This window comes from Geofilum rubicundum JCM 15548 (assembly GCF_000974365.1).
Lineage (GTDB): Bacteria > Bacteroidota > Bacteroidia > Bacteroidales > Marinilabiliaceae > Geofilum > Geofilum rubicundum.
The window spans coordinates 36398-62465 of the sequence record NZ_BAZW01000002.1; the positions used below are offsets into that span (position 1 = coordinate 36398).

Genomic DNA, 26068 nt, shown 5'->3' on the forward strand with positions numbered 1-26068 from the left:
TTTATAGATTCATTAGATGCTGTTCTCGGAAAACTTGCCTTCTTTACTTCACTTGCTCAAACGCCTGTATAAAATCATTTTTGATGTCTTCCAGATGCTCAATACCTACGGAAACGCGCAATAAACCTTTCTCCACTCCGGCCGCTTTTTGCTCTTCGTTGGATAGTTGCTCGTGGGTGGTGGAGGCCGGGTGAATGATCAGCGTCTTGGCATCGCCCACATTGGCCACATGACTGACGAGTTGCAGGTTGTTTATAAACTGGTCGGCTGCGGAAACAGGTCCTTTTATTTTAAAGCTTAACATCCCCCCAAAGCCTTTCTTGAGATACTTAAGAGCGGTGGCGTGGAAGGGGCTGCTTTTTAGTCCGGGATAGCTGACGTATTCTACCTGGGGATGCTGCTCCAACCATTGGGCCAATGCCAGGGCATTGGACACATGTCGTTCCATACGCAAAGAAAGGGTTTCGACACCCTGAATCAGTTGGAAGGCATTGAATGGGCTAATGGCGGGACCGTAATCGCGCAGTCCCTCGACTCTGGCACGAATGCTAAAAGCGATGTTACCAAAGGGACTGTCCGCGCCAAAGACTTCCCAGAATTTCATGCCGTGGTAGCCCTCCGAGGGCTCGGTGAACATGGGGAATTTGCCATTGCCCCAGTTAAAGTTGCCCCCATCCACGATGACACCGCCGATGCTGGTACCGTGTCCGCCAATCCATTTGGTGGCCGATTCAACAACAATGTTGGCACCATGCTTCAGAGGCTGGAAAAGATAGCCCCCACCACCGAAGGTATTGTCCACAATCAATGGAATGCCATGCTTGCTGGCCACCGCCCCCAATGCTTCAAAGTCGGGAACATTAAAACGCGGGTTGCCGATGGTTTCCACATAAATGGCTTTGGTTTTTTCGTCGATGGCCGCTTCGTAATCTGCCGGCTTATCACTGGCCACAAATTTAACCCGGATGCCCAGGCGTTTAAACTGAACCTTAAACTGATTGTAAGTACCGCCATAGAGGTAGGAGGTGCTGACAAAGTTGTCACCCGTTTCCACAATATTCGACAAGGCGATGAACTGGGCCGCCTGTCCGGAAGCCACCGCCACCGCCGCGACGCCCCCCTCAAGGGCAGCGATGCGTTTTTCAAACACATCGGTCGTCGGGTTCATGATGCGCGTATATATGTTTCCAAACTCCTTCAAGCCAAATAAGTTGGCCGCATGTTCCGCATCTTTAAACAAATAAGAGGAGGTCTGATAAATGGGCACCGCCCGTGAAAGCGTCGTGGGATCCACTTCTTGTCCCGCATGCAATTGTAATGTTTCAAAATGTAAATCAGCCATGGTTGATTCTGTTTATGTGTAAATAATTGGAATGTTTTTAGTCACAAAAATACCGCCAATGCCCGGTAGCATTGGTGTCTGATGGGCTTCATATGGTGGTCGTGAATCAGACAGCAGGCACCGGGAGTTTATCCAAAAGTGTACATTCGGTGCATGGTCATGGTGCAGTTGGCAGTGGATGTATAATGCTTCATACCTTTATTCATCTAAATGCAAATATGGTTAAAACCTGACATAAATCAAATAACACACAGCCCCCATTTTTGTTTTCAATGTAAAAAGGAGGTGTGAAGTATCTTCTATTCGCCTTTGAAAAATCGCGTTTAGAAAAGCTGGTGATAAGGCGTTAATAAATATGCGCTGTTTGAGCGTAGCGAGTTTCGCAGATTTTAGCCGTATTACCGGCTTTTTAGTGATTTTTCATTAGCGACGGCCTTTTTGCATTCTTTTTGGGGCTGTAGCCAAAAAGAATGAGCCCGTGCGGCTTGAGCACGTATAAAATATGAAAATTATTTGAGAAAAAGTATTTTTAAAATAATACCACTTTCGCCGAATGGTTTTGCCATCCTCCTTGTCTAAAGAATAAATCCTGAAAGACAAAACCAGGATACATGTAAAACTATTAAATGTTTAATTATGAAACGAATTATTTTATCTTTAGTGTTGGTTGCCGGATTCGCCTTTTTGGGAACCATGGAAATGGATGCCCAAAAGGCCGAAGCCGAAACAGCAAAAGCCACAGAGACCACTGAGCAGACTGCCCGTCCGGGCTTTATCGATGCCAATAAAGACGGTGTTTGTGACCATTACGATGGAAAGCGCGCAGGTAAAGGATTGGGTCCCGGAAATGGAAACGGTGAAGGCCGGGCTACGGGTCAAAAATTGGGTCGCGGAAAGGGACTCCGGGATGGTAGTGGACAGGGCTTGCGAAATGGCAGCGGCAGAAGGCAGGGAAAGGCAGATGGTACCGGAAATGGTCAGCGTCTGCGGGACGGCAGTGGACCGGGTTGTACCCAAGCACCTACTGAATAAGTCGCCCCTCTTTAAGAGCTTGTTTCTCAAGGTGTAATCAGGAAAAGGTCACGGCCTTTTCCTGATTATCTATAAATTTTAAAAATCAGGCGGTCAAGTGAAAATGCAGGATGACAATGCCATAATTGCCCTCATCAGAGCCGGAGACAAGGAGGCCTACCGACAACTGGTAGAGCGCTATCAGCAAAAGGTGTTTCAAACCTGTATGGGATTTGTCCATAACGAGGCGGATGCCGCTGATTTGTCGCAGGATGTTTTTATCAAGGCCTATGAGAAGTTACACTTGTTTAAAGGGGCGTCCCAATTCTCGACCTGGTTGTACCGCATGACCACCAATATGGCCATCAATTATATCCGAAAGCGGAAGTTTCGTTCCTGGTTTCAGAGAATAGACGATGAAAAAAACGAGATGGACATCAAAGGTGGGGAAGGAGCAGACGCGCATTTATTGCGCACTGAGCAAAAGAAATTGTTGAGACGGGCCCTCGAAAGACTGACCACCTCTCAGCATAAAGCTTTTGTTCTGAGTCATTACCAGGATTTGAGCAATCAGGAACTGGCAGATGTGATGGACTTGTCGCTTAAAGCAGCAGAAAGTTTATTGTTCAGGGCGCGGGCACGTATGCAGGCGACTTTGAAGCAAATGGTAAAATCTGAGAGACATGAAATGTAGCACGTTTGAACGAGAATTATTGGCACATCACCAAGGACTGGATTTGGGGGTTGAAGCCCGTTTGCATGCTGAATCATGCAAGCATTGCCGATATTTGTGGCAAAGTCACCTGGCGGTGCTTCATAGGGTTGGTGAAGAAAAGCAGGTGGCTGTGCCGCCGTTTTTATCCACCCGGGTAATGGCTGGTCTAAAGGAGCCTGAAACCAGGGTTCAATTACTTTCTGTCTGGAAGCAGGCTTTGCAGGTTGCGGCGGTTTTATTAGCTTTGGTTGGTGGTTATTCGGCCTCTGTTAGGATGGAGGAACGTTCTGCCACAGAAGATTTTAGTGTGGTCTTATCGGACTATTTTTTAATGGAGCCTGGGTCAAGCATTGAAGAAGGCTGGTTATATTCAGAGACTTATGAACAGGAATAAAGTTGCCATTTGGTTAGGTGTTTTGGTGCTTGCATTTGTGGTGGGCTGGCTGGCCTACAAGACCCTGCCTGAGAACAAGGATGTGGCTGCGCCCTCAGAGGTTTATGGCGTCGATACGGCTTCGTGGCGAGGTTTTCAAAGGTTGGCGGAACACCTGGATTTACAAGATGACCAACGGGTTCTGTTTCATGAACGTGAAAGGGCTTACCGGGATAGTCTTTATTATTACCGTCTGCTTTTGAGTGATTTAGAGGCGCAAATTGTGCAGGCCTTATCCCAAACAGACCCTGATATAGAACAGCTTAGCAAATATGCCCATGAAAGCGGTCGCCTACAGGAGCGCATCAAGCGATTAACCATCCATCACTTTTTGGATTTGAGAGAATTATGCACACCCGAACAACAGGAGAAACTTACCGTTATGTTTTCTCAAATGCACCAAGGCTTTGGGCAACATCAAAGGGGACAGGGCAAGGGCCGGGGCATGCAACACGGACGCCGCCACAAAGTGCCAAATTAGTACCCCAATTTCCCGAAAAGTCCCGTTGGCCTGCGTGGTTTTTGACCAAAGTACCAGGTGATGTCAAAAAAGGGAAACAGAGCGGGGTTGGCCTCGCCCAGTTTGCCGATAGAGAGAATATAGCCGGGAGATATGCTCAGATTCCTGACTAAAAAGTAATGGATGGCGGCATGGTGCTCCCAAACGTTGTGAAGATTGTTTTGACCCGAAAAATATTTTAGTCCCCCCTCCAGATTCAGGTCGGGCAGCAGACGCGCATCCGCTCTGAGTCGGGCTATCACCAGCAGTCCCTGGCCGTTTAGCGCAGTGCTTCGGGCACCCAGAAGATGCTCATCGATGGGTGATAAATCATTGGTCGATAAGGCCGTTCCATAATCCAGAGACAGTCCCGCACTGATGATCAAATAGGGCTGTCCGGTCACACAGCTATACTCGCTAAAAAAGGGTTTGCTGACGATCAATTCATTTTTTAGTGCGATGATTTGGGGTACACTCACCGTTGTGTCGGCAATGGCGTGGTGCCCCTTTTGTTGTGCCCATTTGAGTCCGTGCGAAGGAAAATAAGCCCCATGCCGCGTAGCCCACCACCAACTTCCGGAGTGCCACCTTTTTTTGATCATTAGGTTGGGCGACCAATACAGCGCTCCCAACATGGATTGTAATTCGAGTTGTCGATCAATGCCCAACCGTGAGGGCGTGGTAATGCTCAGATTACCTGTGTACAAGTTGCTGATATAGGCCGTTTCTGACGACCAGATATGGTCTTCGCGGTCGAAGTTACGGCTGCTGCCCATGGGCTGCAGCGGGTTAAAGGCATTTCCCTGATTTTGGCCGGCCTCTTTCTGCCGTTTTTCAAGGTCGCGGGTAGCGCGCTCTGCCTGCCCTTTCTTTCTGAATGGCCAAATCTGGCCTTCCAACTCACCCGGAAAAGTGAGGGTTGACAGTAGTAATACAGTTATCCAAACAAGCCTTTGCATAAGCCTATGATTTTTAAATGATACAGATGTTGGGGCCATCTGTTTTGGGGCTTGCACTTGAATAATATAATAACGTTAAATTGTCAGAAAATTGTGTGATAGTCATCGGCTTATGCCTTATTTTTACTGATTCATTTACGCTGGTTTGGTTTAATTGTCTTTTCCATTCGCTGTTTAACGGCCAAAAAGAACCATTAACCGAATAGTGGTTGAGGGCCAGTGTTGAGTTGGGTATTTTTGAATAAATTTAGAAAAGTAAGGTATGAATATTTTAAGAAATGGCTGGTTGTTGGCCATTGTTGTATGTATCGGTAGTTTTAAGGCTGTGGTGGCACAGGAAGCCACGCACCGTTTCAGCCTGGAGCAGGCGTTGGAATACGCATCGGAGCATGGTTATACGAATATCAGTTCGAATTATGATGTGGAGGCGGCCCAAAGAAAAATATGGGAAACCGTGGCATCCGGCTTGCCACAGGTCGATTTCTCAGGAAGATATAATCATTCCATGGATCTGACCCAGAGCCTCCTGCCCGTCGAGTTTTTTCCTGAAGAGAACTGGCCGGATGGGGTCCAGTCCGGTGATAAGATCCCGGTGGCCTTTGGTACGGCTTACGATGCCAGCTACACCTTGGGGGTTACCCAGATGATTTTTGACGGTTCCTATTTTGTAGGCGTTCAGGCTACCAGGGTTTTTGTGGAGCTGACCGAGCAAACCCGCCGAAAGACAGAAATTGAGTTGCGCAGTAAAGTGGCGCAGTCCTACTTTTTAGTACTCAGTGCGCAAGAGAATAAAGTCGCCTTTGAGGAGTTGCTACAAAACAACGAAGCCATTTTGCGGGAGACCAAAGCGATGCATGAGACGGGTTTTGTCGAAGCATTGGACGTTTCACAAATGGAATTGCTGGTCAATGATACCCGCCAGCGCATGAAAGAGGCTGAGCGCAACGAAACGGTTGCCCTGGCCGTCCTAAAATATGCCCTGGGAATGAAGGGGGAAGAGCAGCTTGAATTATCGGATTCTCTTTCACATTTGTCCCGGCGTATGTTGGGTTCCGGTCTGCCACAACCCGTTCTGGATCAGGAGAAGCATGTGGACTATCAATTGGCAGCGGTGAACGAAGAGAGTCGGAAATTGATGCTTAGAAATGAACAGGTTCAGTACCTGCCTAAGATCAGCGCCTTTTACAACTACCAGAAAATGGGTTATGCGGATGAGTGGAATGTGTTTGGAGAAGAGTGGTATAAGGCCCAGTTTGTAGGTGTGCAGGTGTCCATTCCCATTTTTTCATCCGGCATGCGGCATGCCAAAGTGCAACAACAAAAGCTCAACTGGCTCAAGAGTCAAAATGAGAAGGAAAGGACCATGCACGAGTTGGACAATCATTTTTACACCGCCATGGCAGATATGAAAAACAGTCATGAGCAATATCTGTACAGCATTCAGAATCGCGAGCTGGCGCTGGATATTTTGGAAAAAACGCGGACCAAGTTCAGTCATGGCGTTTCAACCAGTTCGGAATTTACCCAACAGCAGGGACAATACATTCAGGCACAATTGAGCTATGTACAATCGGCCGTTAACCTGATGAATGCCCACATATCTTTGCTGAAAGCCTCCGGAGATTTGTAGGCGGTTCAGCACCGATTTTAAAAAGTTTAGTAAGGATCCATATAATACTTAATGATAATGACAACACGTTTTGTTTTAATAGCACTGATTTTATTGGCTTTAGCTGGTTATGGCTGCAGCTCAAAAGTAGCGGATGACCGTCAGGAAAAAGAAGAGCAACTGGCCGCCTATCAAGCAGAAAGGGACGCGCTTCAGAAAAAGATCGCCGAATTGGAAAGCGAGCTGTCCAACGAAGCGGAAAAGGGGATGGTTAATGTTTCCCTATCCAGGGTAAAAGAAGAGCGCTTTGAAAATTTTATTGAAGTTATGGGGATGGTGCAATCGGATAAGAACCTGATGGTCAGTCCCGAAACCTCCGGCAACATCATTGAAATATTGGTGAAAGAAGGGGATCGGGTGAACAAGGGAGCCGTTTTGGCCCGTTTAAATACGGATGCCCTCGATCGTTCCATTCAGGAACTGGAAGTTAATCTGAATTTGGCCCAAACCATGTTTGAACGTCAGGAACTGCTTTGGAACCAAAGCATTGGTAGTGAGGTTCAGTATTTGCAGGCCAAATCTGAGAAGGAGGCATTGGCGCGTAAGCTGGAGGGACTAAAAGCTCAACGGGCCATGTCCGTTATCACCTCACCCATTTCCGGGGTTGTTGATGATTTGCTTCAACGCAAAGGAGAAATGGCCGCTCCATCCATCCCTTTTGCCAGGATCGTGAATCTCGACCAGATTTACATCATCGGTGATGTGGCCGAAGTTTATCTGAATAAAATTGAGGAAGGGGATTCGGTGCAGATTGAGTTTCCGGTTTTGGATTTGACCGTGCCGGAAGTGATTACCCGTACTTCCTCTGTCCTGGATGCCGACAGCCGTACTTTTCGGATTCGGGTAGATATGATGAACAGGAATCAGAAGATCCTGCCCAACCTGATGGCTGTTTTCAGGTTGCAGACCTACGAAAGGCCCAATGCCATAGTGGTTCCTTCCATATTGGTCAAGAAGGATTTTGACGGGGAGTTCCTGTTTGTAGCCGATGCCAATGAAGAGAATCAGGACGTGGCCCGCAAGCGTTATATTACCAGTACCATTAATGACAACAACCAAACCGTGATTGATTCCGGTTTGAAACCGGGCGACCGCATAATTACCGAGGGCTATGCGCAGGTGACCGATGGGGCTTTGTTGAATATTTCAGAGGTGAATTAAGAAATTATTGAAGATGGAACATATACAAGACGGTGATATCAGCCACCGGCATTTTAAGCCCACTTATTGGGCGCTGGAGAACAAAAACACCATTTATATACTGGTTTTCTTTCTGTTTCTGGGAGGAATTCTGACCTACAGAGGCATGCAGCGGGAGTTGTTCCCTGAAATTGTGGTGCCCTACATCATGGTGCAAACCCCCTATCCGGGTAACAGTCCACCCGATATTGAAAACCTCATTACCCGTCCCATCGAAAAGGAGCTGAAGGGATTAAATGGGGTTAAGCGACTTTCTTCTGCTTCTTTTCAGGATATGAGTCTTATTCTGGTGGAGTTTGAAACCGATGTGGATGTCAAGACCGGCTTGCAGGATGTCAAAGACCAGGTGGATAAATCGCTCAGCGATTTACCCGACGATTTGGACACGGATCCCATCGTGGAGGACCTCGATTTTTCCGAGTTTCCCATCTTGAACATCAATCTTTCAGGCGATTACAGCATTTATGAGCTGAAAAAATTTGCCGAAGATTTACAGGATGAGTTTGAATCCCTTCGTGAAGTGCGGGAAGCAGATATCAAGGGGGTGGATGAACGGGAGATTAAGATTCATGTGGATCCGCTGAAGCTCGAAGCTTATAACCTGTCGTTCATGGACATTGAGCTGGCCGTGATGAGTGAAAATGTGACCATTGGGGCCGGGGAAATTTTGGTGGATGGTACGCGCAGATCGCTGCGCTCAGAAGCCAATTATAAAACCATGGATGAGCTGGGAGCTACCATTGTTAAATTTGAAAATGGCGACATCGTCTATTTGCGCGATGTGGCGAGATAGTTGATGGGTTTGAAGACCAGAGTTCCATTTCGCGCCTCAATTACCAGCCGGTGGTCTCCTTGAGCATTGTGAAGAAAAGCGGAGAGAATCTGCTCAATGCCACCGATAATATTTTCAGAATTATTGATGAGCGCCAGGCCAGCGGACAGTTGCCCAAAGATTTGAATGTGACCGTAACTGATGACATGTCGGTGTTTATCCGGGATCAGATCAGCAATTTGGAAAACTCCATTTTGATGGGTATGATTTTGGTGATGCTCATCCTCTATCTGTTCATGGGTATTCGTAATGCTTTGTTTTCGGGCATGGCCATTCCCATGTCCATGTTTATTTCCTTTCTGATACTGGGGGAGATGGGCTACACCATTAACACCATGGTGCTTTTTAGTCTGCTATTGGCCTTGGGAATGTTGGTGGACAATGCCATTGTGGTGGTTGAAAATTCCTACCGTTTGTACGAAGAAGGGTATTCTCGTCTGGATGCGGTGAAAAAGGGGGTGAGTGAAATTGCCATTCCCATTATCACTTCTACTGCAACCACTTTGGCTGCTTTTTTCCCCTTGTTGTTCTGGCCGGGCATCATCGGTGAATTCATGAAATTCCTGCCCATCACATTGATCGTCGTTTTGGCTTCATCCCTTTTTGTGGCCCTGGTTCTGAATCCCGTTTTTGCGGCCCTTTATATGAAGGTGGAAGATCCCTTTAAAAAGGTCAATCATAAACGTTTATTTCTGGTTACCGGTCTGTTGGCCCTCGTAGGTGTGGTCTTTTTTCTCACAGGAAACATTCTGGGTGGTAACATTTTTGTTTTGCCCCTTTTAATGAGCGCCTTAAATGTGTTTGTGTTGAAGCCCGGTGCACAAAAATTTCAGAGCCAGCTCTTGCCATGGATGGAGCGAAAATATGAAGCCACGCTGCGCATGGCATTGGGGCGGCGTACCTCCACCGGGTTGTTTTTTGGCATGTTTGTCTTACTCATTTTTTCCATTGTGTTTTTTGGCGCCACCACACCCAATGTGGTATTCTTTCCTGAAAGTGATCCCAAAACGGTTTACATAACCATGGAATTGCCTCTGGGTACGGATATCGATAAGACCGATGAGGTGGCCAAAAGGGCGGAAGCTGTAGTGGATGAGGTGATCGATCCTTATCGGCACATCGTCAAGTCGGTTGGGGTCAATGTTGGCAATGGGAAGGGCGACTTTTTTGAACCCGGTCGGGCCCCCAATAAGGCCCTGTTTACCATCACTTTTGTCGAATTTGTAGACCGGGATGGTATAAGTACCTCCAAAATAATGGGTGAATTGTCCGAAGCCTTTAAAAATTTTACCGGCGCCAAATTCTTTGTCGAGAAAGAGGAGGAGGGCCCGCCCGTTGGAAGGCCTATCAACATTGAGGTTTCCGGTGATGACTTTGCCCAACTGGTGCAACTGACCAATGATATTCAACAAACCATCAATGAGCAGCAAATTCCCGGTATTGAAAACCTGGAGCTGGACATCAATATGAGTAAACCTGAAATGCGGGTGAATATTGACCGGGAAATGGTTCGCCGCCTGGGTTTGTCCACCGAAATGGTCGCCGGTGGTTTGCGCACCGCCCTGTACGGAGCCAGAGTCGATAAGTTTAAAGACGGGGAAGATGAGTACGACATTGTCTTAAGATTGAACGACGATTACCGTAACAATGTCTCTTCCTTGATGAATATGAAATTGAAAGTAGAAAAGGAGGGCGTAGGACACCACATTCCCATTTCATCGGTGGCGAAGTTTACCTATGACACCACTTATGAAAACATCAAGCGGAAGAGCAATACCCGGATGATTACCCTATACTCCAATGTGGTGGAGGGTTACAATGCGAATGCCATTAATGAGCGTATCCGGACGGTCATGAGCAACTATGAAATGCCCGCCGGTTATAAATGGGAAATGACCGGTGAGCAGGAAAGTCAGGACGAAACATCCGACTTTCTGATAAAGGCACTGCTGATTGCCATTGCCTTGATCGCCATGATATTGGTCACCCAGTTTAATTCCGGTGCCAAGCCCGTCATCATACTGGCCACCGTGGTACTGAGCACCATTGGCGTGTTTTTGGGAATGGGTATTTTTGGTTTGGATTTTGTGATTTTGATGACCGGTGTCGGGATTGTGTCGCTGGCCGGTATTGTGGTCAACAATGGCATTGTGCTGATCGACTACATTGATATCAAGCGTGAGCAACAGCGGGACACTCTTGGTCTGCCACCCAAAGGACGCTTATCGCGCGAGGATGAAGCCAACGCGGTAGTGGCCGCCGGAAAAACCAGGTTACGACCGGTTATGTTGACGGCCATTACCACCATATTGGGCTTAATTCCTCTGGCTGTCGGCCTGAATTTCGATTTCTTCGGACTGTTTACCAAACTGGATCCCAATATTTACTTTGGGGGCGACAATGCCGCCTTCTGGGGGCCAATGGCCACCACCGTTATTTTTGGCCTGACGACTTCTACCTTTCTGACCCTGATTATGGGGCCGGTGATGTATAACCTCGCTGTCCGGGTGCGAAACCGGATGGTCAAAGAAAAGCCATCTACGGGAGAAGTTGCAGCAAAGTCGTCCTAAAAAGTTCTTAGCGTATGAATTAAATGTAAAAAGCCGGTGCCAACCGGCTTTTTTTGTCTGCTCTGAATTTGGTTTAAGCACAAATCATTTTTCCATAAAAGTGATTTTATCACTATCTTTAAGAGAGTGACACTTTTGCTTCAACCAATATGGGAACTGAGCATCTTTTTCGGACCACCAAAATAAAGAATTTATGGGGCTGTTTAATTTTAAAAAGAATAAGAAGGATGAGCGGGAGCGTTTCCGTATAAAGCATTTGCCTTCGCTTTTGAAAGGAACTGCCAAGGCCTGGAGCCAGGACGATCCATGGCGGCATAGTGCGATTGTTGCTTACTATGCCATTCTGGCCCTTCCGGGCTTGATGGTGATCATCATCACCATGTTGGGTTATCTTTGGGGAACAAAATCTGCAGAGGGACGAATATACGATGAAATTAATTCCGTTATGGGTCAGTCGGCCGCCGATTCTATTCAGTCGATTATGGAAAATGCAGCCATGGGGGATAGTTCACTCATTGCTACCATCATTGGTATCGGTGCCCTGATTTTTGGTGCTACAGGCGTTTTTTTTCATTTACAGATATCCATTAACAAAATATGGCAAGTGGAATCGGATCCGAAGAATCAAATACTTAGGTATTTGATTGACCGTTCCAAAAGTTTTGGATTTGTGTTGGTGATCGGCTTTTTGATGCTGATCAGTTTTGTGATTTCTGCGCTGCTGATGGCTTTGCAGCAGTATCTGCAACAGTGGTTTCCATCCATTATTTATCATTTGTTCTGGATCGCCGAACTGGTCATTTCCTTTGGTGTTATTACCTTGCTTTTTGCGCTGATATTTAAATATTTACCGGATGTGCATATAGGCTGGCGGAGTGTTTGGATCGGGGCTTTGATCACCTCCTTTCTTTTTGCCTTAGGGAAGGAAGTGCTCAGCTTTTATTTTGGACAGTCCAACCCGGGAAGCGTTTACGGGGCAGCAGGGTCCCTGATTATTATACTCTTATGGGTGTCCTATTCGTGTCTCATACTTTTCTTTGGGGCCGAGTTTACATGGATCTACACCAAACGCTATGGCATAAAGTTCAGACCAAAGAGTTATGCCAAATTCGAGCCAAAAGAAGGTTGATAAGTCTTTCACCGGTTTGATTTCAATTTTAGCGGCCAGACATATCAAAGGTTCTTACCTCGCCTTGGGAGAAGGTGTGTATTTGATCCAATACACCAATGTTTACCTTGTTGGAATAGCCTTCCTCGAAGGCTATTCGGAGTTTGTCATGGTCCACAGAGATAGCTATCCAGTGGTGTCGGTACTTTATCTGCAAATTTATTTTTTGCACATGTTCCGGCAAATCGGGCTTTATCCATAAAGCCTCTTCCGTTACTTCAATGCCGGTAAAAACCCGTTGAATCAGATCCAGTGAGCCCGCCATGGCACCTAAATGGATGCCTTCTTCGGTTGTACCTCCCTGGATATCTTCAAAATCGCTGATGAGCAGTTTTTCAAAATTTTGCCAGGCCGTTTTCTTGTCATATTTATAGAGTATCCATGAAAATACAAAGCGGCTGAGTGTTGAACCGTGTGAGGTGCGTGCCTTATAATACTCAATGTTACGTTCCATCATTTCCTGGGTAAAATCATGGCCCAGGTTCCTAAATATTTCCTTTAGCTGTTCCAGATTGAAAAGATAAAACAACATTAAAACATCTGCTTGTTTGCTGGCTTTGTAACGATTGGGGCTGTCATTTTCGCTTTCAAGAACCCGGTCGAGTCGTTGTATGTTGTCATATTTTTTTCTGTAGGCTTCCCAAGGGAATTCTTTCAGGTCCTCGTACCCGTCAAATTGAAGGATCAAATTGTTTTCACCAAAAGGCACAAACATCTTTTTACTGATCGCCTCCCAAAGGGACAGCTCCTGCTGATCAATATTCAGGTCATTCATCAGTTCGCGGACACGACTTTTTTGAATTCTATCTTTTATATGCAGGGCCTTTTGCATCAACCAGGCCACCATTACATTGGTATAGGCATTGTTGTTCAGGCCCAGTTTTTCTGAATCGGGATAGGAGGTATGGTATTCATCGGGACCAACCACACCATGAATTTCATAAAGGTCCCGGGCTTCATCGTAGGTGACCCTGCTCGCCCAGAAAGAAGCGATGCTGAAAAACATTTCTGCACCAAAATTGGAGAGAAAGGCAATATCGTCGGTGGCCTGATAGTAATTCCATATGTTATAGGCAATGGCGGCATTGACATGCCTTTGCAAATGGGTATCATCCGGTTTCCACCTGCCGATTTGGGGTTGAGGTGCATTTCCTGGCTCTCCTCCCGACCATTACTGCCACTTTGCCAGGGAAACATGGCCCCTTTGTATCCCGCCTGTCTGGCTGCATAGCGCGCTTCATCCAGCCTGTGATAGCGGTACATCAGCAGGGCGTAGGTAATTTCCGGAAAGCGCAGATTGAGAAAGGGGAAGATGTATATTTCATCCCAAAAAATATGACCGCGATAGGCCTCTCCGTGCAGTCCTCTTGATGGGACGCCTACATCCAGGCCGATGGAGTGAAGCGATACCGTCTGAAGAATGTGAAAGATGTGCAGCCTGAGTAACTCCTGGGTCTTATCGCCGTCAATGACCCCAATGTCCGCCCTCCGCCACAATTTTTCCCAGGCATTGATATGGGGAAGCCATATTTTTTTAAAACGCCCCATGCGTTTTAGATCTTTGCAGACTTCGAGGGATGGTTCGGCAGAAGCGCGATCGCGAGAAGTGTAGAGTGCAACCATTTTTTCGATGACATAAGGTTCGCCTTGTGTCAGCTTGAAGCGATGTTTCTGATCAATATACCTTCACGTTGATGGGTTTCCTTTAGGGTATCAATTTTAGAATTTTGATGGTATATGCAGGTACGGGCACCCAGGGCCACGGCATATTTCGACTGTCTGGTGCGCACCATCAGGAGGAGGCTTTCATCATCCACTTCGCGGGTATTTAGTGGTTCCAGATGTTGGCTTTCCAGATCCGCGTAACGTTCTACCCCTGCATTGGTGACCGTTCCATCCAGCGCCGTGTACAATTCGATATCCCTGCTCCAGTTCTCCGCTGTGAGCTGCCATTCAATGCCCGCCAGGTGCATATCGTGCATGCTTACCAAGCGCCGGCTTTGGATATGGGTGCATCTGCCCTGGCTGTCCTCTACCCTGAATGCCCGTATCAAAAGGCCTTTTTTCATATCCAGTGACTGGGTGTATTCATGAACTTTAAATTGGTTCAAATCCATCCACTCACCACCCTCCGGCCTGAAATTCAGACACAGCCAGTTCGGAAAATTAACAAAGTCCTCATTCTCAATGCGCTTTCCTGAGATCTCCGTTGTTGCCCGGTTAAACCCTCCTGCCAGATAGGTGCCGGGATAATTATGGGCATCGTTGCTACTTTCTTCCGCTGCACCCCGTGTGGCAAAATAGCCGTTTCCCAGGGTGCATAAAGCTTCACGTAATTTTTGTTCTTCAGGTTTCCAGTCGTTATAGGTTATACAGTAATCTTCCATTCCTGAATCGTTTTCATGATTAATCCCTAAGGGTAAGCAGTCGGTCTTTTAGCTGCTCTAAAAACGCAATGACCTGATCGGGATCCTCAAGCCGGTAACTGGCTGCGGTTGTTTGATCGTGGGAGCCGGTAATAATGCCAACTCCATCCTCTTTTACCACGCTCAGTGCATCCTCATCGGTGACATCATCACCGATAAAAACCGGTATATATTTGTCCCTGTCCAGTTGCAGTTTTTTCATTAGCCAGATAAGCGCCTTTCCTTTGTGCCAGTCAATTTCCGGTTTTAGTTCCAGGATCTTCTTTCCGCTTCCTTTTTTTAGTTCTTTTTGACTGTTCAGTACTTCCGAGACCGCTTCCCTGATGTGGGGGAGGACATGGTCCCTGGCATTTCGGAAATGCACGGCAATGGCATACTTTTTCCTCTCGACTTGTACGCCTTCGATGGATCCCAGTTTTTCCCTAAGCTGTTTTTCTGCTAAGTCCAGAGCAGGAATGATGGTCTCTCCAGATGCATGCGCCATTTCAAGGCCATCCGGTCCGCTGATATCAAAACCGTGACTGCCTGCATAAATGATGTTTGGAATGCCGGCCTTGGCACTGACATCCTTCCTGTCGCGCCCGCTAATAATGGCCACGGTGATTCGTTCTGATAATTTCCCGATGACTTCCCGGGCTTTTTCCGACAATAAAGCCTCATCCGGATTGGAAACGATGGGCGTCAGGGTGCCGTCGTAATCCAGAAAGAGGCAAATTTGCCTGCCACTGGTGCTTTCCAGAATTTTATCCATCTGCGCCAATGCATTGGGCAGTTCTTCAGGTCGCTTGTTCATTTGATCGTCTTTCATTTTCTCCGGTTCCGTCCCCCTGTTCAGCTTATCAGATGTGATTATTTGGAAATAACCCATTCATTATCAAGCCTCATATCGGATGACTTCAACCGGACAGCTGTCTGCGGCCTCAATCACCTGATCCTCGAAAACGTCTACTTTGGCATTCTCAATGACCACAGCCGTGTCATCTGCCATTTCAAATACTTCAGGACAAATGTCGACACAAAGTTCGCAGGCGGTGCAGCCTTCTTCAATCCATACTTTACTAATAGCCATAACATCTTATTTTGGTGAAACAATCCTTTTTTAGATACCAAACGGCGGCATCCGTATTGATTCGAACAATTACTATACCATGCCTATTATACGGTTGTACAAACCATGAATGGTGGAAAACAGACCCTGTATGTGTTGACATTTTTCCCCACCAGTCCAAAGCCTATGTGTCTACAGGCCAAAATGACTCATTTCTTGTTGGACTTAAGAACTGGGGGTTCGGGGGGCATTTTTTTTTCAACCCCGGCGTAAAAACAGAAAAGCCGGCACGAGCCGGCTTTTCTGTTCGAGAAGATTGCTTCCTTATTTTCTGGAAGACACTTCTTCCAAGGCCTCTGAAACATTGATGGCATAATCGGCCAGTTTTTCACATTCCGAGAATAAATCGTTAAAGAGAATGCCCGCTTCGTTGGAGTAGACCGCTTTGGATAAGTTGTCCAGGTGCTCGGCTTTGAGTTGACTGCGGTAGTTGTTCACCTGCTCTTCGAGCTGAATGGCCTTACCGAGAGAAACCTCAGATTCATCCTTGTTCAGGTTGCTTCGCATCTCTTCCAAAGTCTGCTCCACCAGATTAAACATCAACTCGAGTTTGTTCATGGCTTCTTCGTTGAAACTGATCTTATTCTCCCGCATTCGGTTCACCGTGCGGGCCAGATTGTAGTTGCAGTCGCCCACACTCTCCAAATCACCCACCAGCTTCAGCATGGAGCGCATGCGGCGTTGTCCGTTGTCGCTCATTTTGTATTGGGACACCTGACTCAGGTAATTGGTGATTTCCACTTCCACATTGTCGCAGATGTTCTCGTATTTTTGAATTTTGGTATAGAGCTTATTGAATTTTTTATCGCTTTTTTCATACAGGAGTTTACGGAAGAAGCCATACATTTTGATGGTGTGCTTCGAGAAGAACTGCACCTCTTTTTTAGCCTGTAAGAGCGATAATTCTGGTGTGGACAGCATGCCCGTGGTAATAAATTTCAAGCGGAAATCTTCCTCACTGTCCTTGTCCCGCTGGGGAATCATTCGAATGACCACCTTCTGTAATAAAGGTGTAAACCAAATGAAAATAAGCACATTGATGATGTTGAAAGAGGTGTGAAACAAGGCCAGGGCGGTGGGGATGGCCGCCGGGGAATCAGAGGGAGAAACCCCGCCCTGGTCGGTTACAAACTGGTCAATCACCCCGGTATAGGTGTTGAAAATGGCCAGCATCCAAACGATGCCCAGAACATTGAACAGGAGATGCACACGGGCGGCCCGTTTGGCACTTAAATTACCCACCGATGCCGCAATGTTGGCGGTGATGGTGGTGCCGATGTTTTCGCCCAAAACCATGGCGGCCGCCATTTCAAAGGAAATCCATCCCTGATTGACCATCACAAAGGTCAGCGCCATCGTGGCCGATGACGATTGAATGACGATGGTCAGTATAGAGCCCAAAGCCAGAAAAATAAGTGTGGAGCCAAAGCCAAAGCCCATGAATCCTGTGACAAAACTCAAGATCTCCGGGTTGTCATTGATGTTGGGTACTGATCCCTTCAGAAAATCCAGTCCCAAAAAGAGAAGGGCAAAACCAACAATGAATTCGCCCCAGGAGCGACGTGTCACTATTTTAGAAAAGATGAGCGGAATACCGATGGCAATCATGGGCAGCGAATAATCACTGATTTGCATTTTGAAGCCAAAGATGGTGATGATCCATCCGGTAACGGTTGTTCCTATGTTGGCCCCCATTATAACCCCAATGGATTCTTTAAGGGTAATGAGTCCCGCATTGACAAAGCCAACCACCATGACTGTGGTGGCGGAGGAGGATTGCACCACGGTGGTCACAAAAAATCCTGTCAGTACGCCAAAAAAACGGTTGGAGGTCATGGCTGACAGGATACTTCTCATTTTTTGCCCGGCTACTCTTTGGAGCGATTCACTCATCATCTTCATCCCATAGAGGAACATCCCGAGTGACCCTACCATGGTCAGAAAGTCGTAAAAGGAGTAATTCATTGTCGTTTAGTTCTTGGGGTTCACTAACACCGGGGCAAAAATATGTTTTTTTTCTAAGGATGAAAGGCGAATCCGTTTTCTTTTTGCATATATAAGGGTAAGAAGCTTAAAATCTTTACTTAAAAGCAACAGATCCACAGCATCTTTAATATTAATATTTATTAATTGTTATTGGGCTGCCATGACAACGACCCGATATTATCCCTAAGTTTGCATGTTTTTTTACTACTTAATTGAATCTCTATGGAGCCGCTCTTTCTTCCCAAAATACTGACTACCTTTAAAGAAGGTTATACCCGTCAACAATTGCTGCGTGATGTCATGGCTGGTACCATTGTCGGCGTGGTGGCTTTACCTTTGGCCATCGCCTTTGCGATTGCCTCGGGCGTTAGTCCTGAAAAAGGCTTGTTGACAGCCGTCGTGGCCGGCTTCCTGATTTCATTAATGGGGGGCAGTCGGGTTCAAATTGGCGGACCAACCGGCGCCTTTGTGGTCATTGTAGCCGGCATCATTGCCACCTATGGACTGGATGGGCTTATCATATCCACCATTATGGCCGGGGTCATTATGATTGTGTTTGGGTTGTTCCGGCTGGGCGCGGTGATTCGTTTCATCCCCTATCCCTTAACGGTCGGTTTTACCAGTGGTATTGCCCTGCTCATTTTTGTTTCACAGATCAAGGATTTTTTTGGTTTGCAAACAGGGGAGCTGCCCGCCGATTTTGCCGCAAAAATGAATGTGCTGATGGTTTCCTTCCATACGGTTCAATGGTCTACCCTGCTTCTGGGGCTGGTCAGCTTTGGCCTAACCATGTTTTGGGGTAAAATTTCCTCACGTGTCCCGGGTTCCCTGATCGCTTTGTTATTGGGTGCTGTTTTAGTGGCCTTGGGCGTCCTTAATGTGGACACCATTGGCAGCAAATTTGGAGAAATACCTTCTGCCATTAGTATGCCTTCACTTCCCAATTTGAGCTGGGATTTAATCATCCGGCATATCGGACCGGCTTTTACCATCGCGCTGCTGGGCTCTATCGAGTCGCTTCTTTCAGCGGTAGTGTCGGATGGTATGATTGGCGGACGCCACAGAAGCAATACCGAACTCATTGCCCAGGGTGTGGCCAACATCGGGAGTGGTTTGTTCGGCGGTATTCCTGCCACCGGGGCCATTGCCCGGACGGCTACCAATGTCAAGAATGGGGGTCGAACGCCGGTGGCCGGACTGGTCCACGCCGTTGTATTGCTGATTATTATGCTCTTTGCCGGCAAGTGGGCGGGACTGATTCCTTTATCGGTGCTGGCAGGTATTCTGATGGTGGTGGCTTATAACATGAGCGAGTGGCGGTCCTTTGTCTCCATTATGCGGGGTTCCCGTTATGATGTGCTGGTCTTGTTGACTTCCTTTGTATTAACAGTGGTGGTTGATTTGACCATTGCCATTCAGGTAGGTATGGTACTGGCCGCGCTATTGTTTATGAAGCGCATGGCAGATGTGGGTGAAGTCAGGACGCTGGTGAATTATCCCGATGATGAGGTGGATGATGCCGCCATGGTTCGTTTGGAACTGCCTGCCTCTTGTGTCGTTTATGAGGTTTCGGGGCCCCTGTTTTTTGGGGTGGCCAATAAGTTTAAAGAGTTGATGCACAATATACCCGACCGCTCCACCATCGTTATTATTCGTATGCGTCATGTGCCCATGATTGATGCCACCGGCATCCATAATTTAAAGGCACTTCTACAGCGGTTCATATATCTCAAAAAGCAGGTTATTCTAACAGGCGTGAATCCCGAAGTTGCCGAGGCCCTGAAACAACATGGTATTTGGCAATTGATAGGTGGGGAAAATGTTTTGCCTTTGTTTGAAGAGGCGGTGTCAAAAGTGAAAGGCTTGGCTGCCAGGGATTAGGGCCTTCCGTCTTCGTGTCGACATTTCTTTACATGCCCTTCTTCTCAGTAATTCTTGCGGAAACAAAGTGTTAGTAGCTTCCGGGAATTCTGTATAATATCGTATATTTAGAGCAGTTTCATTGGGTAATCGTTTTTTAAAACTGTTGTAAGGTGACGAACTAATTATGCGGTGGGCTTGTTATATGCCTATGGTTGGATGGAGGAGGAAAGGAGTCCAATACAATTAATGATTCGTTGCTGCAGGTGTTGCGGAGATTAAAACAGGAATATCTATGGGTAATAAAACGCGTCTCAATAAGGAGCTTGGTTTGTTTGATGTGTTCGCGATTAGCACGGGCGCCATGTTTAGTTCCGGATTTTTCTTGCTGCCGGGATTGGCTTCACAGTATACCGGACCCTCGGTTTTTGTGGCCTATTTGGTAGCGGGGATCATGATTATGCCGGCCATGTTTAGCATTGCGGAAATATCAACCGCCTTGCCCCGCTCCGGGGGTGCGTACTTTTTTCTGGACAGAAGTCTGGGCCCGCTAATGGGCACCATTGGTGGATTGGGCACTTACTTTGCATTGATGTTCAAAACGGCCTTTGCCATTATTGGTATCGGTGCCTACGCCTCCTTTTTCTGGGAAGTCCCGGTCAAGACCATTGCCATCATGGCCACCCTCTTTTTTATGGGGCTGAACTTGGTGGGGGCCAAGAAGACGTCCGGCTTACAAAATATCTTTGTCATTTTTCTTCTGGTGGTACTGGGAACCTTCATTGTGGATGGTTTGTACAATATCTTTTTTACCGACAGGGTGGATATTCCCGGTATCAACGATCATTTTGATCCTTTTTTTACGGATGGATTTGAAGGGGTGATTATTACTTCGGGTTTTGTCTTTGTTTCCTATTTGGGTCTGACCCAAATAGCCAGCGTAGCCGAGGAGATAAAAAACCCGGAGCGCAACATCCCCCTTGGGATGCTACTCTCCTTAATAGTTACCGGCCTGGTCTATGTGCTGGGTGTTTTTGTCATGGTCAGTGTCATTGAGCCCTCCGAGTTTGCCAATGATTTGGCGCCGGCCGCCACCGCTGTCAAAAAGCTTTTTAACTGGTTGCCCGGAGATTTAGGGGCCTACCTGATGACAGGTGCTGCCATGGCGGCTTTTGCCAGTACGGGCAATGCCGGATTGCTCTCTTCTTCGCGCTATCCCTTTGCCATGAGTCGGGATACCTTGTTTCCGGCCGGCTTTTCCAAAGTGAATAAAATGGGAACGCCTTATGCCGCTATATTGCTGACCACAGCCTTGATTTTATTGTTTATTTTGATTCTGTCGGAAGAAGGGATTGCCAAACTGGCCAGTACCTTTCAGCTGTTCATTTTCATGTTGATTAATTTGTCGGTGATCGTCTTTCGCAACAGTAAAATTGAATCTTACGATCCCGGCTACCGGTCGCCCTTCTACCCCTGGATGCAAATTGCCGGGATTATTATCTCCTTTGTATTAATTATTTACATGGGGTGGATGGCTATTTTGTTCAGTGCGGCCATTGTTTTGGTGGCCGTTTTGTGGTACCGATATTATGCCAGATTGAAAGTTAAACGGGAAGGGGCTATTTTTCATTGGTTTGCCCTTTTGGGCAAATACCAGTATCCGGACATAGAGAATGAGTTCATGACCATCTTAAAGGAGAAGGGGCTCCGACAAGGCGATCCTTTTGACCAGACCATCATCAATGCCCGCATTGTCAATCTGGAACGCAAAATCAACTTTGAAGCGCTGGTGGAAGAAGTTTCCGAAGTCTTTTCGACCGAGATGCATGTCGATAAAGATGTTTTGGTGAAGGAGTTTTACGCCACTTCTCCCATTGAACCTGCACTGGTTATACCCGGGGTTTCCATCTTATATGCTAAAAACGATGGGGTGGATCATCCATCCCTGCAAATCATTATATGTAAAAATGGTATTCGAAAACCGGTCAGCAAGGGGGCCATTTCTTCTGAGGATTACATTAAGGTCTTCTTTTTTCTGGTTAATTCGTCTGAAGAGTCCCGCCAGCAGTTGAGAATGCTTTCCCGGTTGATAGACATCGTGGAGCGGGATGAATTTTTGGAGGAGATGTTGAGAATTACCAGTCACCGGGAAATGAAAGAATTTCTATTGCACAATGAGCGATATATTACTGTTCAGCTTTTACCGGGAAGTGTTCAGGGTGAAACCATTGGCAAGGCGCTGAAAGAGGTCAAATATCCTACAGACGTTTTGGTGGCCCTCATCGAAAGGGGAGGAGAAACCTTTCCGCCGCACGGGAATACCATTCTGCAAGAGAACGATGTATTAACCATTATTGGTGAACCGCGGTCGATTGCTCAATTGTTCGATCGTTTTGTACGGCTCAATAAGGACAAGGACAAGGAAAACGGGAAAGCCTTGAATTAATCCCCAGGCTGTTTAGGGCAGGCGATGGCTACTCATTGCGGCGCTCTTGCAAGTATTTGGAAGGTGAGAGGCCATAAAACTTTTGAAAGCTGCGCGAAAAGTTGCCCGGCACGCTGAATCCCACCATATAGGCGACCTGAGAAACATTGTAGTCCCCTGAAAGCAACAATTCGGCGGCTTTTTGCATGCGTACCTTCAGCATAAAGGCATGGACCGTAACCCCGGTCAGCGCCTTTATTTTTTTGTACAAAAGGGTGCGACTCATTTGCAATTCTTCCGCGAGGGTTTCGCTGGTGAAATCGGTCTGATCCAGATGGGTGTCCAAGGTTTTTACCACCTTGTCAATAAATGCCTGGTCGGTCACATTATTGGTGATATTCAGCAGGTTTAGTCCGCTGTCTCTGGAAAAAATTTCTTTGAGTCTGGTGCGGTTGATGAGCAGGCTCCGGATTTGGCTCTGGATGACTTCCAGACTAAAGGGTTTAACCATGTAGGCATCTGTTCCGCGGTCGTAGCCCTCTACGGCATCGCTGTTTTCCTGCCGGGCGGTAAGCAGGATGATGGGGATGTGACTGGTGCTGATGTCGCTTTTTAATCGTTGACATAATTCCATTCCATCCATTCCTGGCATCATGACGTCACTGATGATTAAATCGGGCAGCAACTCAATGGCTTTGAGGAGGCCTTCATGGCCATCGGCCGCCATTTTTACCTGATAGGTGGCCGATAAGGCTTCGGCCAAATAGGTGCGTACATCGGCATGGTCGTCAATGACCAAAATCAGGGGTCGCTCGGATGGACTGTCTGTTTCGGTGGAAGGAGTATCCAAGGGAGTGGATGCCGGTGGTTGAATGGCCGGGAGTTCCCCATTTGGGTATTCCTGGGGCAGGTAAACGATAAAGCAGCTTCCTTTTCCTTCTTCACTTTCAACCGTCACTTTTCCGCCGTGCATGTGGACCAATTCATGCGTGAGGGCCAGGCCTATGCCCGAACTCTTTCCTTCGGCTGGTTGGGCATCCTTTTGATGGTAAAACATTTCAAATATTTTCTCTTGCTGGTCCTTGGGAATACCTATTCCGGTATCACTGACCCGGATGAGTATTCCGGAATGCGGGTCTAAACTGTTTGTTCGCATGAGCGAAAGGCTGATACGTCCACCATCCCGGGTGTATTTCAGGGCATTGGAAAGCAGATTATAAATGACGGTTTCTAATTTATCGTAATCATATTGGGCGATGAGCGACTTTTCCGCCGTTTCAAAAGCGAAGGAAATCTTTCGATTCGCCGCCTGCATCCGAAAAGCTTCCAATATTTTGGACAGGTGGTCGGCCAGATTGTTTTTGGTGAGATGGAGCTCTGCTTTTCCGGCTTCAATCTTCTTGAAATCTAGTAGTTCGTTGATGATGTGCTGCAAGCGGTGGGCACTTCTTTGAATCATTTGCAGCGACTTCTCCCCTTTGGGCAGGTACCATTTTTCTTGCAGAATGTTCTCCAGTGGGCCAAGGATGAGCGTGAGGGGCGTTCGTATTTCGTGGGCCATTTGCGTGAAAAACTTTTCTCTGAGGCGTTAAATTCCTCCAGTTTGGAGGCTTTAAGTCGCTCATAAGTGACTTCCTGCCGATATATTATGCGTAACTCTATGGTTCTGTAAATCCAGTAAAAAACCAGAAACAACAGAATAAAATACAAGCCATAAGCCCATTGGGTTTTCCACCAGGGGGGCAATATCTGTAGGGTAAGCGTGGCTGGTTGGGGGCTCCATAAACCATCCGGATTGGCCGCCATCACTTTAAATAGGTATATGCCAGCCGGCAAGTTGGAATAGGCGGCCGACCGTTTTTTAGCGTCGACATATATCCAGTCGCGGTCAAAGCCTTCCAACATATATCGGTATTGGTTGGCGGGCGGATTGGAAAAATGCAGACCGACAAAATCCAGGGTCAGTGTGCGATCATCGTAGGCCAATGTAATGGAGTCGGTTAAGTAAAGCGGTTTTTTCAAAATGACCCGCTTATTCCATCGTTGTCCCACCCCAATTTTCTGATTCATAATTTCCAGTCCGCTCAGGTAGACGATGGGTGGGTAAGGGTTCTTTTCCAAATCAGAGGTGAAAAAGGAATTGAGTCCATACACCCCACCGAAGAACAGCTCCCCACTTTCCGGATCCCGATAGCCCGCATTTTGCGAAAATTCGTTTCCCTGCAGGCCATCAAAGTAGTCGTAAGAACTGATGGTGTTGTTGGCCAAATGTATTCTCGAAAGACCTTTTTTGTGACTGACCCATACCGAACCGGCGCTGTCACAGACCACCCCCACAATTTTGCGGTCGGGCAGTCCTTCCGCCTCCCCATAACGTTTAAATGTGCCTGTTGAGGGGTTCAGTCGGTTGAGTCCGTTGGGCGTACCTATCCAGATAAAACCCTTCTCATCCTGATCCATGCAGTAAGCATAATTGCTGCTGATGGTTTCCTCATTGAGCGGATCGTGCCAATAAAATTCCGGTACAAACTGTTCTTCACCTGCCTGATTAACCCCCCGCTTTAAAAGCGTGAGCCCTCCGGCTTCCGTGGCTACCCATAGATTCCGGTATTTGTCTTCGATGATGTCTCTGACCCGGACACTCGAAAGCGGCATGTCGTTGGACAAAGGTTGAAACCGGTCTTCCTCCCGTATGTATCTCGAAATTCCCCAAAAAGTGCCAATCCACAAATCACCCTTATAGTCCTCCATAATTTCAAAGACCCAGTTGTTGGGAATCCAACTCGTGGAGCGTAGCTGGTAGTGCCGAAATTGCTTTGTTTCGGGATTGTAGGATCTTAAACCACCCTTGGTTCCGATCCAGATTAAACCAAAGCGATCCTGGTAAATTTTTCGGATCTGATCTGAGTTTTCATCGCCTGCGCGACCATCTTCGAATTTGTAATGTTCTATGGTATTTGTTTCACGGTCGATGGCATAAAACCCGTCCTCCCGCGTGCCTACCCATAAATGCCCTCTGCTATCAGTTGCGATGGCACGTATCTCACTGGGAAAGTCGATGTCGAACTTTCTGCCAATGTTGACAATGGGTTTTTGGCGGGTGTCGGCTACGTTCAAACCCCTGCTGATGGTGCCCACCCATAAAACCTCCCTGCTGTCGAGGTACAGTTCCGTGAGTAAATCGTAGCTGATCGACCAGGGATTAAGCGGATCAGGAAGATAGTGGTGGGTGCTGCTGTCACTGCGGTTGAATTGCACCAGGGCCATCTCCTCCGCCTTTATTTGCCAGCGGTATTTTGCGGTCTGGGCCACACTTTGGACAAAGGGCCGGTAGCGGTGTAAAGAATCGATGATATCGGGATGAACATCGTCCGGATGCCATCGTGAAAAGTTATCATCTTCGAAGTTATAGCGGCAAAGCAAGTAGGCGTCGGAAAATAAAACCCAAATGTCGCCTATGGTATCGGCGTACACCTGCAAAATTCGGTTGTTTATGAGGGAAGTGCTGTCGCTTTCATCCGGGTGATAAATGGTAAAATCGTAACCATCATAGCGACAAAGACCGTTCCACGTGCCAAACCACATAAACCCATAGCGGTCCTCGGCAATGCCCATGACACCGTTTTGAGCCAGACCGTCGTTGACGGTCAGGTGGTTAAAGCGTAGCACCTTTGCTTTTGTCGGAAACAGGCCTGCGGCAAAGATTAGAATGGTGGCACACAGCACAAGACTTTTTGACATTGATTTTACCCTTAAAGTAATTCCAGCCTAAAGCTAATATTTTTTTCCTTAACGGAGGTAGGGGTATTATATAGACAGAAAGGGCAAACCCGCATGAATACTGGTCTGCCCTTTGTTTAAAAAA

19 protein-coding genes and 2 pseudogenes are annotated in these 26068 nt (G+C 47.2%); 11 read left to right on the top strand and 10 right to left on the bottom strand.

What is annotated here, in order from left to right:
- Positions 1-43 precede the first annotated feature (43 nt).
- Entirely contained in the window at positions 44-1342 is a 1299-nt protein-coding gene (locus tag JCM15548_RS01550; protein WP_062122136.1) for an O-acetylhomoserine aminocarboxypropyltransferase/cysteine synthase family protein, read from the bottom strand.
- Positions 1343-1978: 636 nt separating this feature from the next.
- On the opposite strand from JCM15548_RS01550, the gene JCM15548_RS01555 reads away from it, so the two are divergent.
- The 4 genes from JCM15548_RS01555 to JCM15548_RS01570 all read left to right on the top strand — a co-directional run bounded on the left by JCM15548_RS01555 (position 1979) and on the right by JCM15548_RS01570 (position 3982).
- Positions 1979-2374: a hypothetical protein gene (locus JCM15548_RS01555; protein ID WP_062122137.1), complete on the top strand. Its 396-nt coding sequence runs from the start codon at positions 1979-1981 to the stop codon at positions 2372-2374.
- 103 nt (positions 2375-2477) lie between these two features.
- The gene (locus tag JCM15548_RS01560; RefSeq protein ID WP_062122138.1) at positions 2478-3047 is read left to right on the top strand and encodes an RNA polymerase sigma factor; all 570 of its coding nucleotides are present in this window, start codon (positions 2478-2480) and stop codon (positions 3045-3047) included.
- Positions 3037-3462: a hypothetical protein gene (locus tag JCM15548_RS01565; RefSeq protein WP_062122139.1), complete on the top strand. Its 426-nt coding sequence runs from the start codon at positions 3037-3039 to the stop codon at positions 3460-3462. The genes JCM15548_RS01560 and JCM15548_RS01565 overlap by 11 nt, the downstream gene beginning before the upstream one ends.
- Positions 3449-3982 carry a periplasmic heavy metal sensor gene (locus JCM15548_RS01570; RefSeq protein ID WP_062122140.1) on the top strand — a complete coding sequence of 178 codons (534 nt, stop codon included), beginning with the start codon at positions 3449-3451 and terminating at the stop codon, positions 3980-3982. Before JCM15548_RS01565 ends, JCM15548_RS01570 begins: the two co-directional genes overlap by 14 nt.
- On the opposite strand, the gene JCM15548_RS01575 is transcribed toward JCM15548_RS01570, so the two are convergent.
- A complete protein-coding gene (locus tag JCM15548_RS01575) occupies positions 3979-4959 on the bottom strand; it encodes a hypothetical protein (protein ID WP_062122141.1) in 981 nt (326 codons plus the stop codon). The two genes, JCM15548_RS01570 and JCM15548_RS01575, sit on opposite strands and share 4 nt — an antisense overlap.
- A gap of 262 nt (positions 4960-5221) precedes the next feature.
- On the opposite strand from JCM15548_RS01575, the gene JCM15548_RS01580 reads away from it, so the two are divergent.
- The 5 genes and pseudogenes from JCM15548_RS01580 to JCM15548_RS01595 all read left to right on the top strand — a co-directional run bounded on the left by JCM15548_RS01580 (position 5222) and on the right by JCM15548_RS01595 (position 12359).
- Positions 5222-6589, top strand: coding sequence for a TolC family protein (locus tag JCM15548_RS01580; RefSeq protein ID WP_062122142.1), 1368 nt, complete (start codon positions 5222-5224; stop codon positions 6587-6589).
- Between the two features lie 57 nt (positions 6590-6646).
- A complete protein-coding gene (locus JCM15548_RS01585; protein WP_062122143.1) occupies positions 6647-7789 on the top strand; it encodes an efflux RND transporter periplasmic adaptor subunit in 1143 nt (380 codons plus the stop codon).
- A 13-nt stretch (positions 7790-7802) separates the two neighbouring features.
- Positions 7803-9268: pseudogene (locus JCM15548_RS22550) on the top strand (efflux RND transporter permease subunit); the annotation flags it as partial.
- A 273-nt stretch (positions 9269-9541) separates the two neighbouring features.
- On the top strand, positions 9542-11230 hold the full coding sequence (locus JCM15548_RS22555; RefSeq protein ID WP_262486858.1) for an efflux RND transporter permease subunit: 1689 nt from the start codon (positions 9542-9544) through the stop codon (positions 11228-11230).
- A 193-nt stretch (positions 11231-11423) separates the two neighbouring features.
- On the top strand, positions 11424-12359 hold the full coding sequence (locus JCM15548_RS01595; RefSeq protein ID WP_062122144.1) for a YihY/virulence factor BrkB family protein: 936 nt from the start codon (positions 11424-11426) through the stop codon (positions 12357-12359).
- A 28-nt stretch (positions 12360-12387) separates the two neighbouring features.
- Here JCM15548_RS01595 and JCM15548_RS26060 read toward each other — a convergent pair whose 3' ends face one another.
- The 6 genes and pseudogenes from JCM15548_RS26060 to JCM15548_RS01615 form a co-directional block, all read right to left on the bottom strand.
- Positions 12388-12663, bottom strand: coding sequence for a glycosyl hydrolase family 65 domain-containing protein (locus tag JCM15548_RS26060; protein WP_369403663.1), 276 nt, complete (start codon positions 12661-12663; stop codon positions 12388-12390).
- A 45-nt stretch (positions 12664-12708) separates the two neighbouring features.
- Positions 12709-14021: pseudogene (locus tag JCM15548_RS26065) on the bottom strand (glycoside hydrolase family 65 protein); the annotation flags it as partial.
- A gap of 29 nt (positions 14022-14050) precedes the next feature.
- Positions 14051-14785 carry a glycoside hydrolase family 65 protein gene (locus JCM15548_RS22570; protein ID WP_227625327.1) on the bottom strand — a complete coding sequence of 245 codons (735 nt, stop codon included), beginning with the start codon at positions 14783-14785 and terminating at the stop codon, positions 14051-14053.
- A gap of 19 nt (positions 14786-14804) precedes the next feature.
- On the bottom strand, positions 14805-15632 hold the full coding sequence (gene otsB, locus JCM15548_RS01605; RefSeq protein ID WP_062122243.1) for a trehalose-phosphatase: 828 nt from the start codon (positions 15630-15632) through the stop codon (positions 14805-14807).
- A gap of 66 nt (positions 15633-15698) precedes the next feature.
- Complete coding sequence (locus tag JCM15548_RS01610; RefSeq protein ID WP_062122145.1) at positions 15699-15893, bottom strand: ferredoxin; 195 nt, start codon at positions 15891-15893, stop codon at positions 15699-15701.
- Between the two features lie 303 nt (positions 15894-16196).
- Entirely contained in the window at positions 16197-17897 is a 1701-nt protein-coding gene (locus JCM15548_RS01615; RefSeq protein WP_062122146.1) for a Na/Pi cotransporter family protein, read from the bottom strand.
- A gap of 243 nt (positions 17898-18140) precedes the next feature.
- Between JCM15548_RS01615 and JCM15548_RS01620 the strand changes: the two genes are divergently transcribed.
- Both JCM15548_RS01620 and JCM15548_RS01625 read left to right on the top strand, forming a co-directional pair.
- Positions 18141-19799 (top strand): SulP family inorganic anion transporter, encoded by a 1659-nt coding sequence (locus JCM15548_RS01620; RefSeq protein ID WP_062122147.1) that lies wholly within the window; start codon positions 18141-18143, stop codon positions 19797-19799.
- Between the two features lie 274 nt (positions 19800-20073).
- Positions 20074-22224, top strand: coding sequence for an amino acid permease (locus JCM15548_RS01625; RefSeq protein ID WP_062122148.1), 2151 nt, complete (start codon positions 20074-20076; stop codon positions 22222-22224).
- A 28-nt stretch (positions 22225-22252) separates the two neighbouring features.
- Here JCM15548_RS01625 and JCM15548_RS01630 read toward each other — a convergent pair whose 3' ends face one another.
- Both JCM15548_RS01630 and JCM15548_RS01635 read right to left on the bottom strand, forming a co-directional pair.
- Positions 22253-23764, bottom strand: coding sequence for a hybrid sensor histidine kinase/response regulator transcription factor (locus JCM15548_RS01630; protein ID WP_083984911.1), 1512 nt, complete (start codon positions 23762-23764; stop codon positions 22253-22255).
- Positions 23659-25944 (bottom strand): ligand-binding sensor domain-containing protein, encoded by a 2286-nt coding sequence (locus JCM15548_RS01635; protein ID WP_062122150.1) that lies wholly within the window; start codon positions 25942-25944, stop codon positions 23659-23661. The genes JCM15548_RS01630 and JCM15548_RS01635 overlap by 106 nt, the downstream gene beginning before the upstream one ends.
- Positions 25945-26068 lie beyond the last annotated feature (124 nt).

Bases quoted from the DNA above. Each gene is read 5' to 3' on its own strand.
- JCM15548_RS01550 (WP_062122136.1), bottom strand. From the start codon at position 1,342: ATGGCTGATTTACATTTTGAAACATTACAATTGCATGCGGGACAAGAA.
- JCM15548_RS01555 (WP_062122137.1), top strand. From the start codon at position 1,979: ATGAAACGAATTATTTTATCTTTAGTGTTGGTTGCCGGATTCGCCTTT.
- JCM15548_RS01560 (WP_062122138.1), top strand. From the start codon at position 2,478: ATGCAGGATGACAATGCCATAATTGCCCTCATCAGAGCCGGAGACAAG.
- JCM15548_RS01565 (WP_062122139.1), top strand. From the start codon at position 3,037: ATGAAATGTAGCACGTTTGAACGAGAATTATTGGCACATCACCAAGGA.
- JCM15548_RS01570 (WP_062122140.1), top strand. From the start codon at position 3,449: ATGAACAGGAATAAAGTTGCCATTTGGTTAGGTGTTTTGGTGCTTGCA.
- JCM15548_RS01575 (WP_062122141.1), bottom strand. From the start codon at position 4,959: ATGCAAAGGCTTGTTTGGATAACTGTATTACTACTGTCAACCCTCACT.
- JCM15548_RS01580 (WP_062122142.1), top strand. From the start codon at position 5,222: ATGAATATTTTAAGAAATGGCTGGTTGTTGGCCATTGTTGTATGTATC.
- JCM15548_RS01585 (WP_062122143.1), top strand. From the start codon at position 6,647: ATGACAACACGTTTTGTTTTAATAGCACTGATTTTATTGGCTTTAGCT.
- JCM15548_RS22555 (WP_262486858.1), top strand. From the start codon at position 9,542: ATGGCATTGGGGCGGCGTACCTCCACCGGGTTGTTTTTTGGCATGTTT.
- JCM15548_RS01595 (WP_062122144.1), top strand. From the start codon at position 11,424: ATGGGGCTGTTTAATTTTAAAAAGAATAAGAAGGATGAGCGGGAGCGT.
- JCM15548_RS26060 (WP_369403663.1), bottom strand. From the start codon at position 12,663: ATGGCGGGCTCACTGGATCTGATTCAACGGGTTTTTACCGGCATTGAA.
- JCM15548_RS22570 (WP_227625327.1), bottom strand. From the start codon at position 14,785: ATGGAAGATTACTGTATAACCTATAACGACTGGAAACCTGAAGAACAA.
- otsB (WP_062122243.1), bottom strand. From the start codon at position 15,632: ATGAAAGACGATCAAATGAACAAGCGACCTGAAGAACTGCCCAATGCA.
- JCM15548_RS01610 (WP_062122145.1), bottom strand. From the start codon at position 15,893: ATGGCTATTAGTAAAGTATGGATTGAAGAAGGCTGCACCGCCTGCGAA.
- JCM15548_RS01615 (WP_062122146.1), bottom strand. From the start codon at position 17,897: ATGAATTACTCCTTTTACGACTTTCTGACCATGGTAGGGTCACTCGGG.
- JCM15548_RS01620 (WP_062122147.1), top strand. From the start codon at position 18,141: ATGGAGCCGCTCTTTCTTCCCAAAATACTGACTACCTTTAAAGAAGGT.
- JCM15548_RS01625 (WP_062122148.1), top strand. From the start codon at position 20,074: ATGGGTAATAAAACGCGTCTCAATAAGGAGCTTGGTTTGTTTGATGTG.
- JCM15548_RS01630 (WP_083984911.1), bottom strand. From the start codon at position 23,764: ATGGCCCACGAAATACGAACGCCCCTCACGCTCATCCTTGGCCCACTG.
- JCM15548_RS01635 (WP_062122150.1), bottom strand. From the start codon at position 25,944: ATGTCAAAAAGTCTTGTGCTGTGTGCCACCATTCTAATCTTTGCCGCA.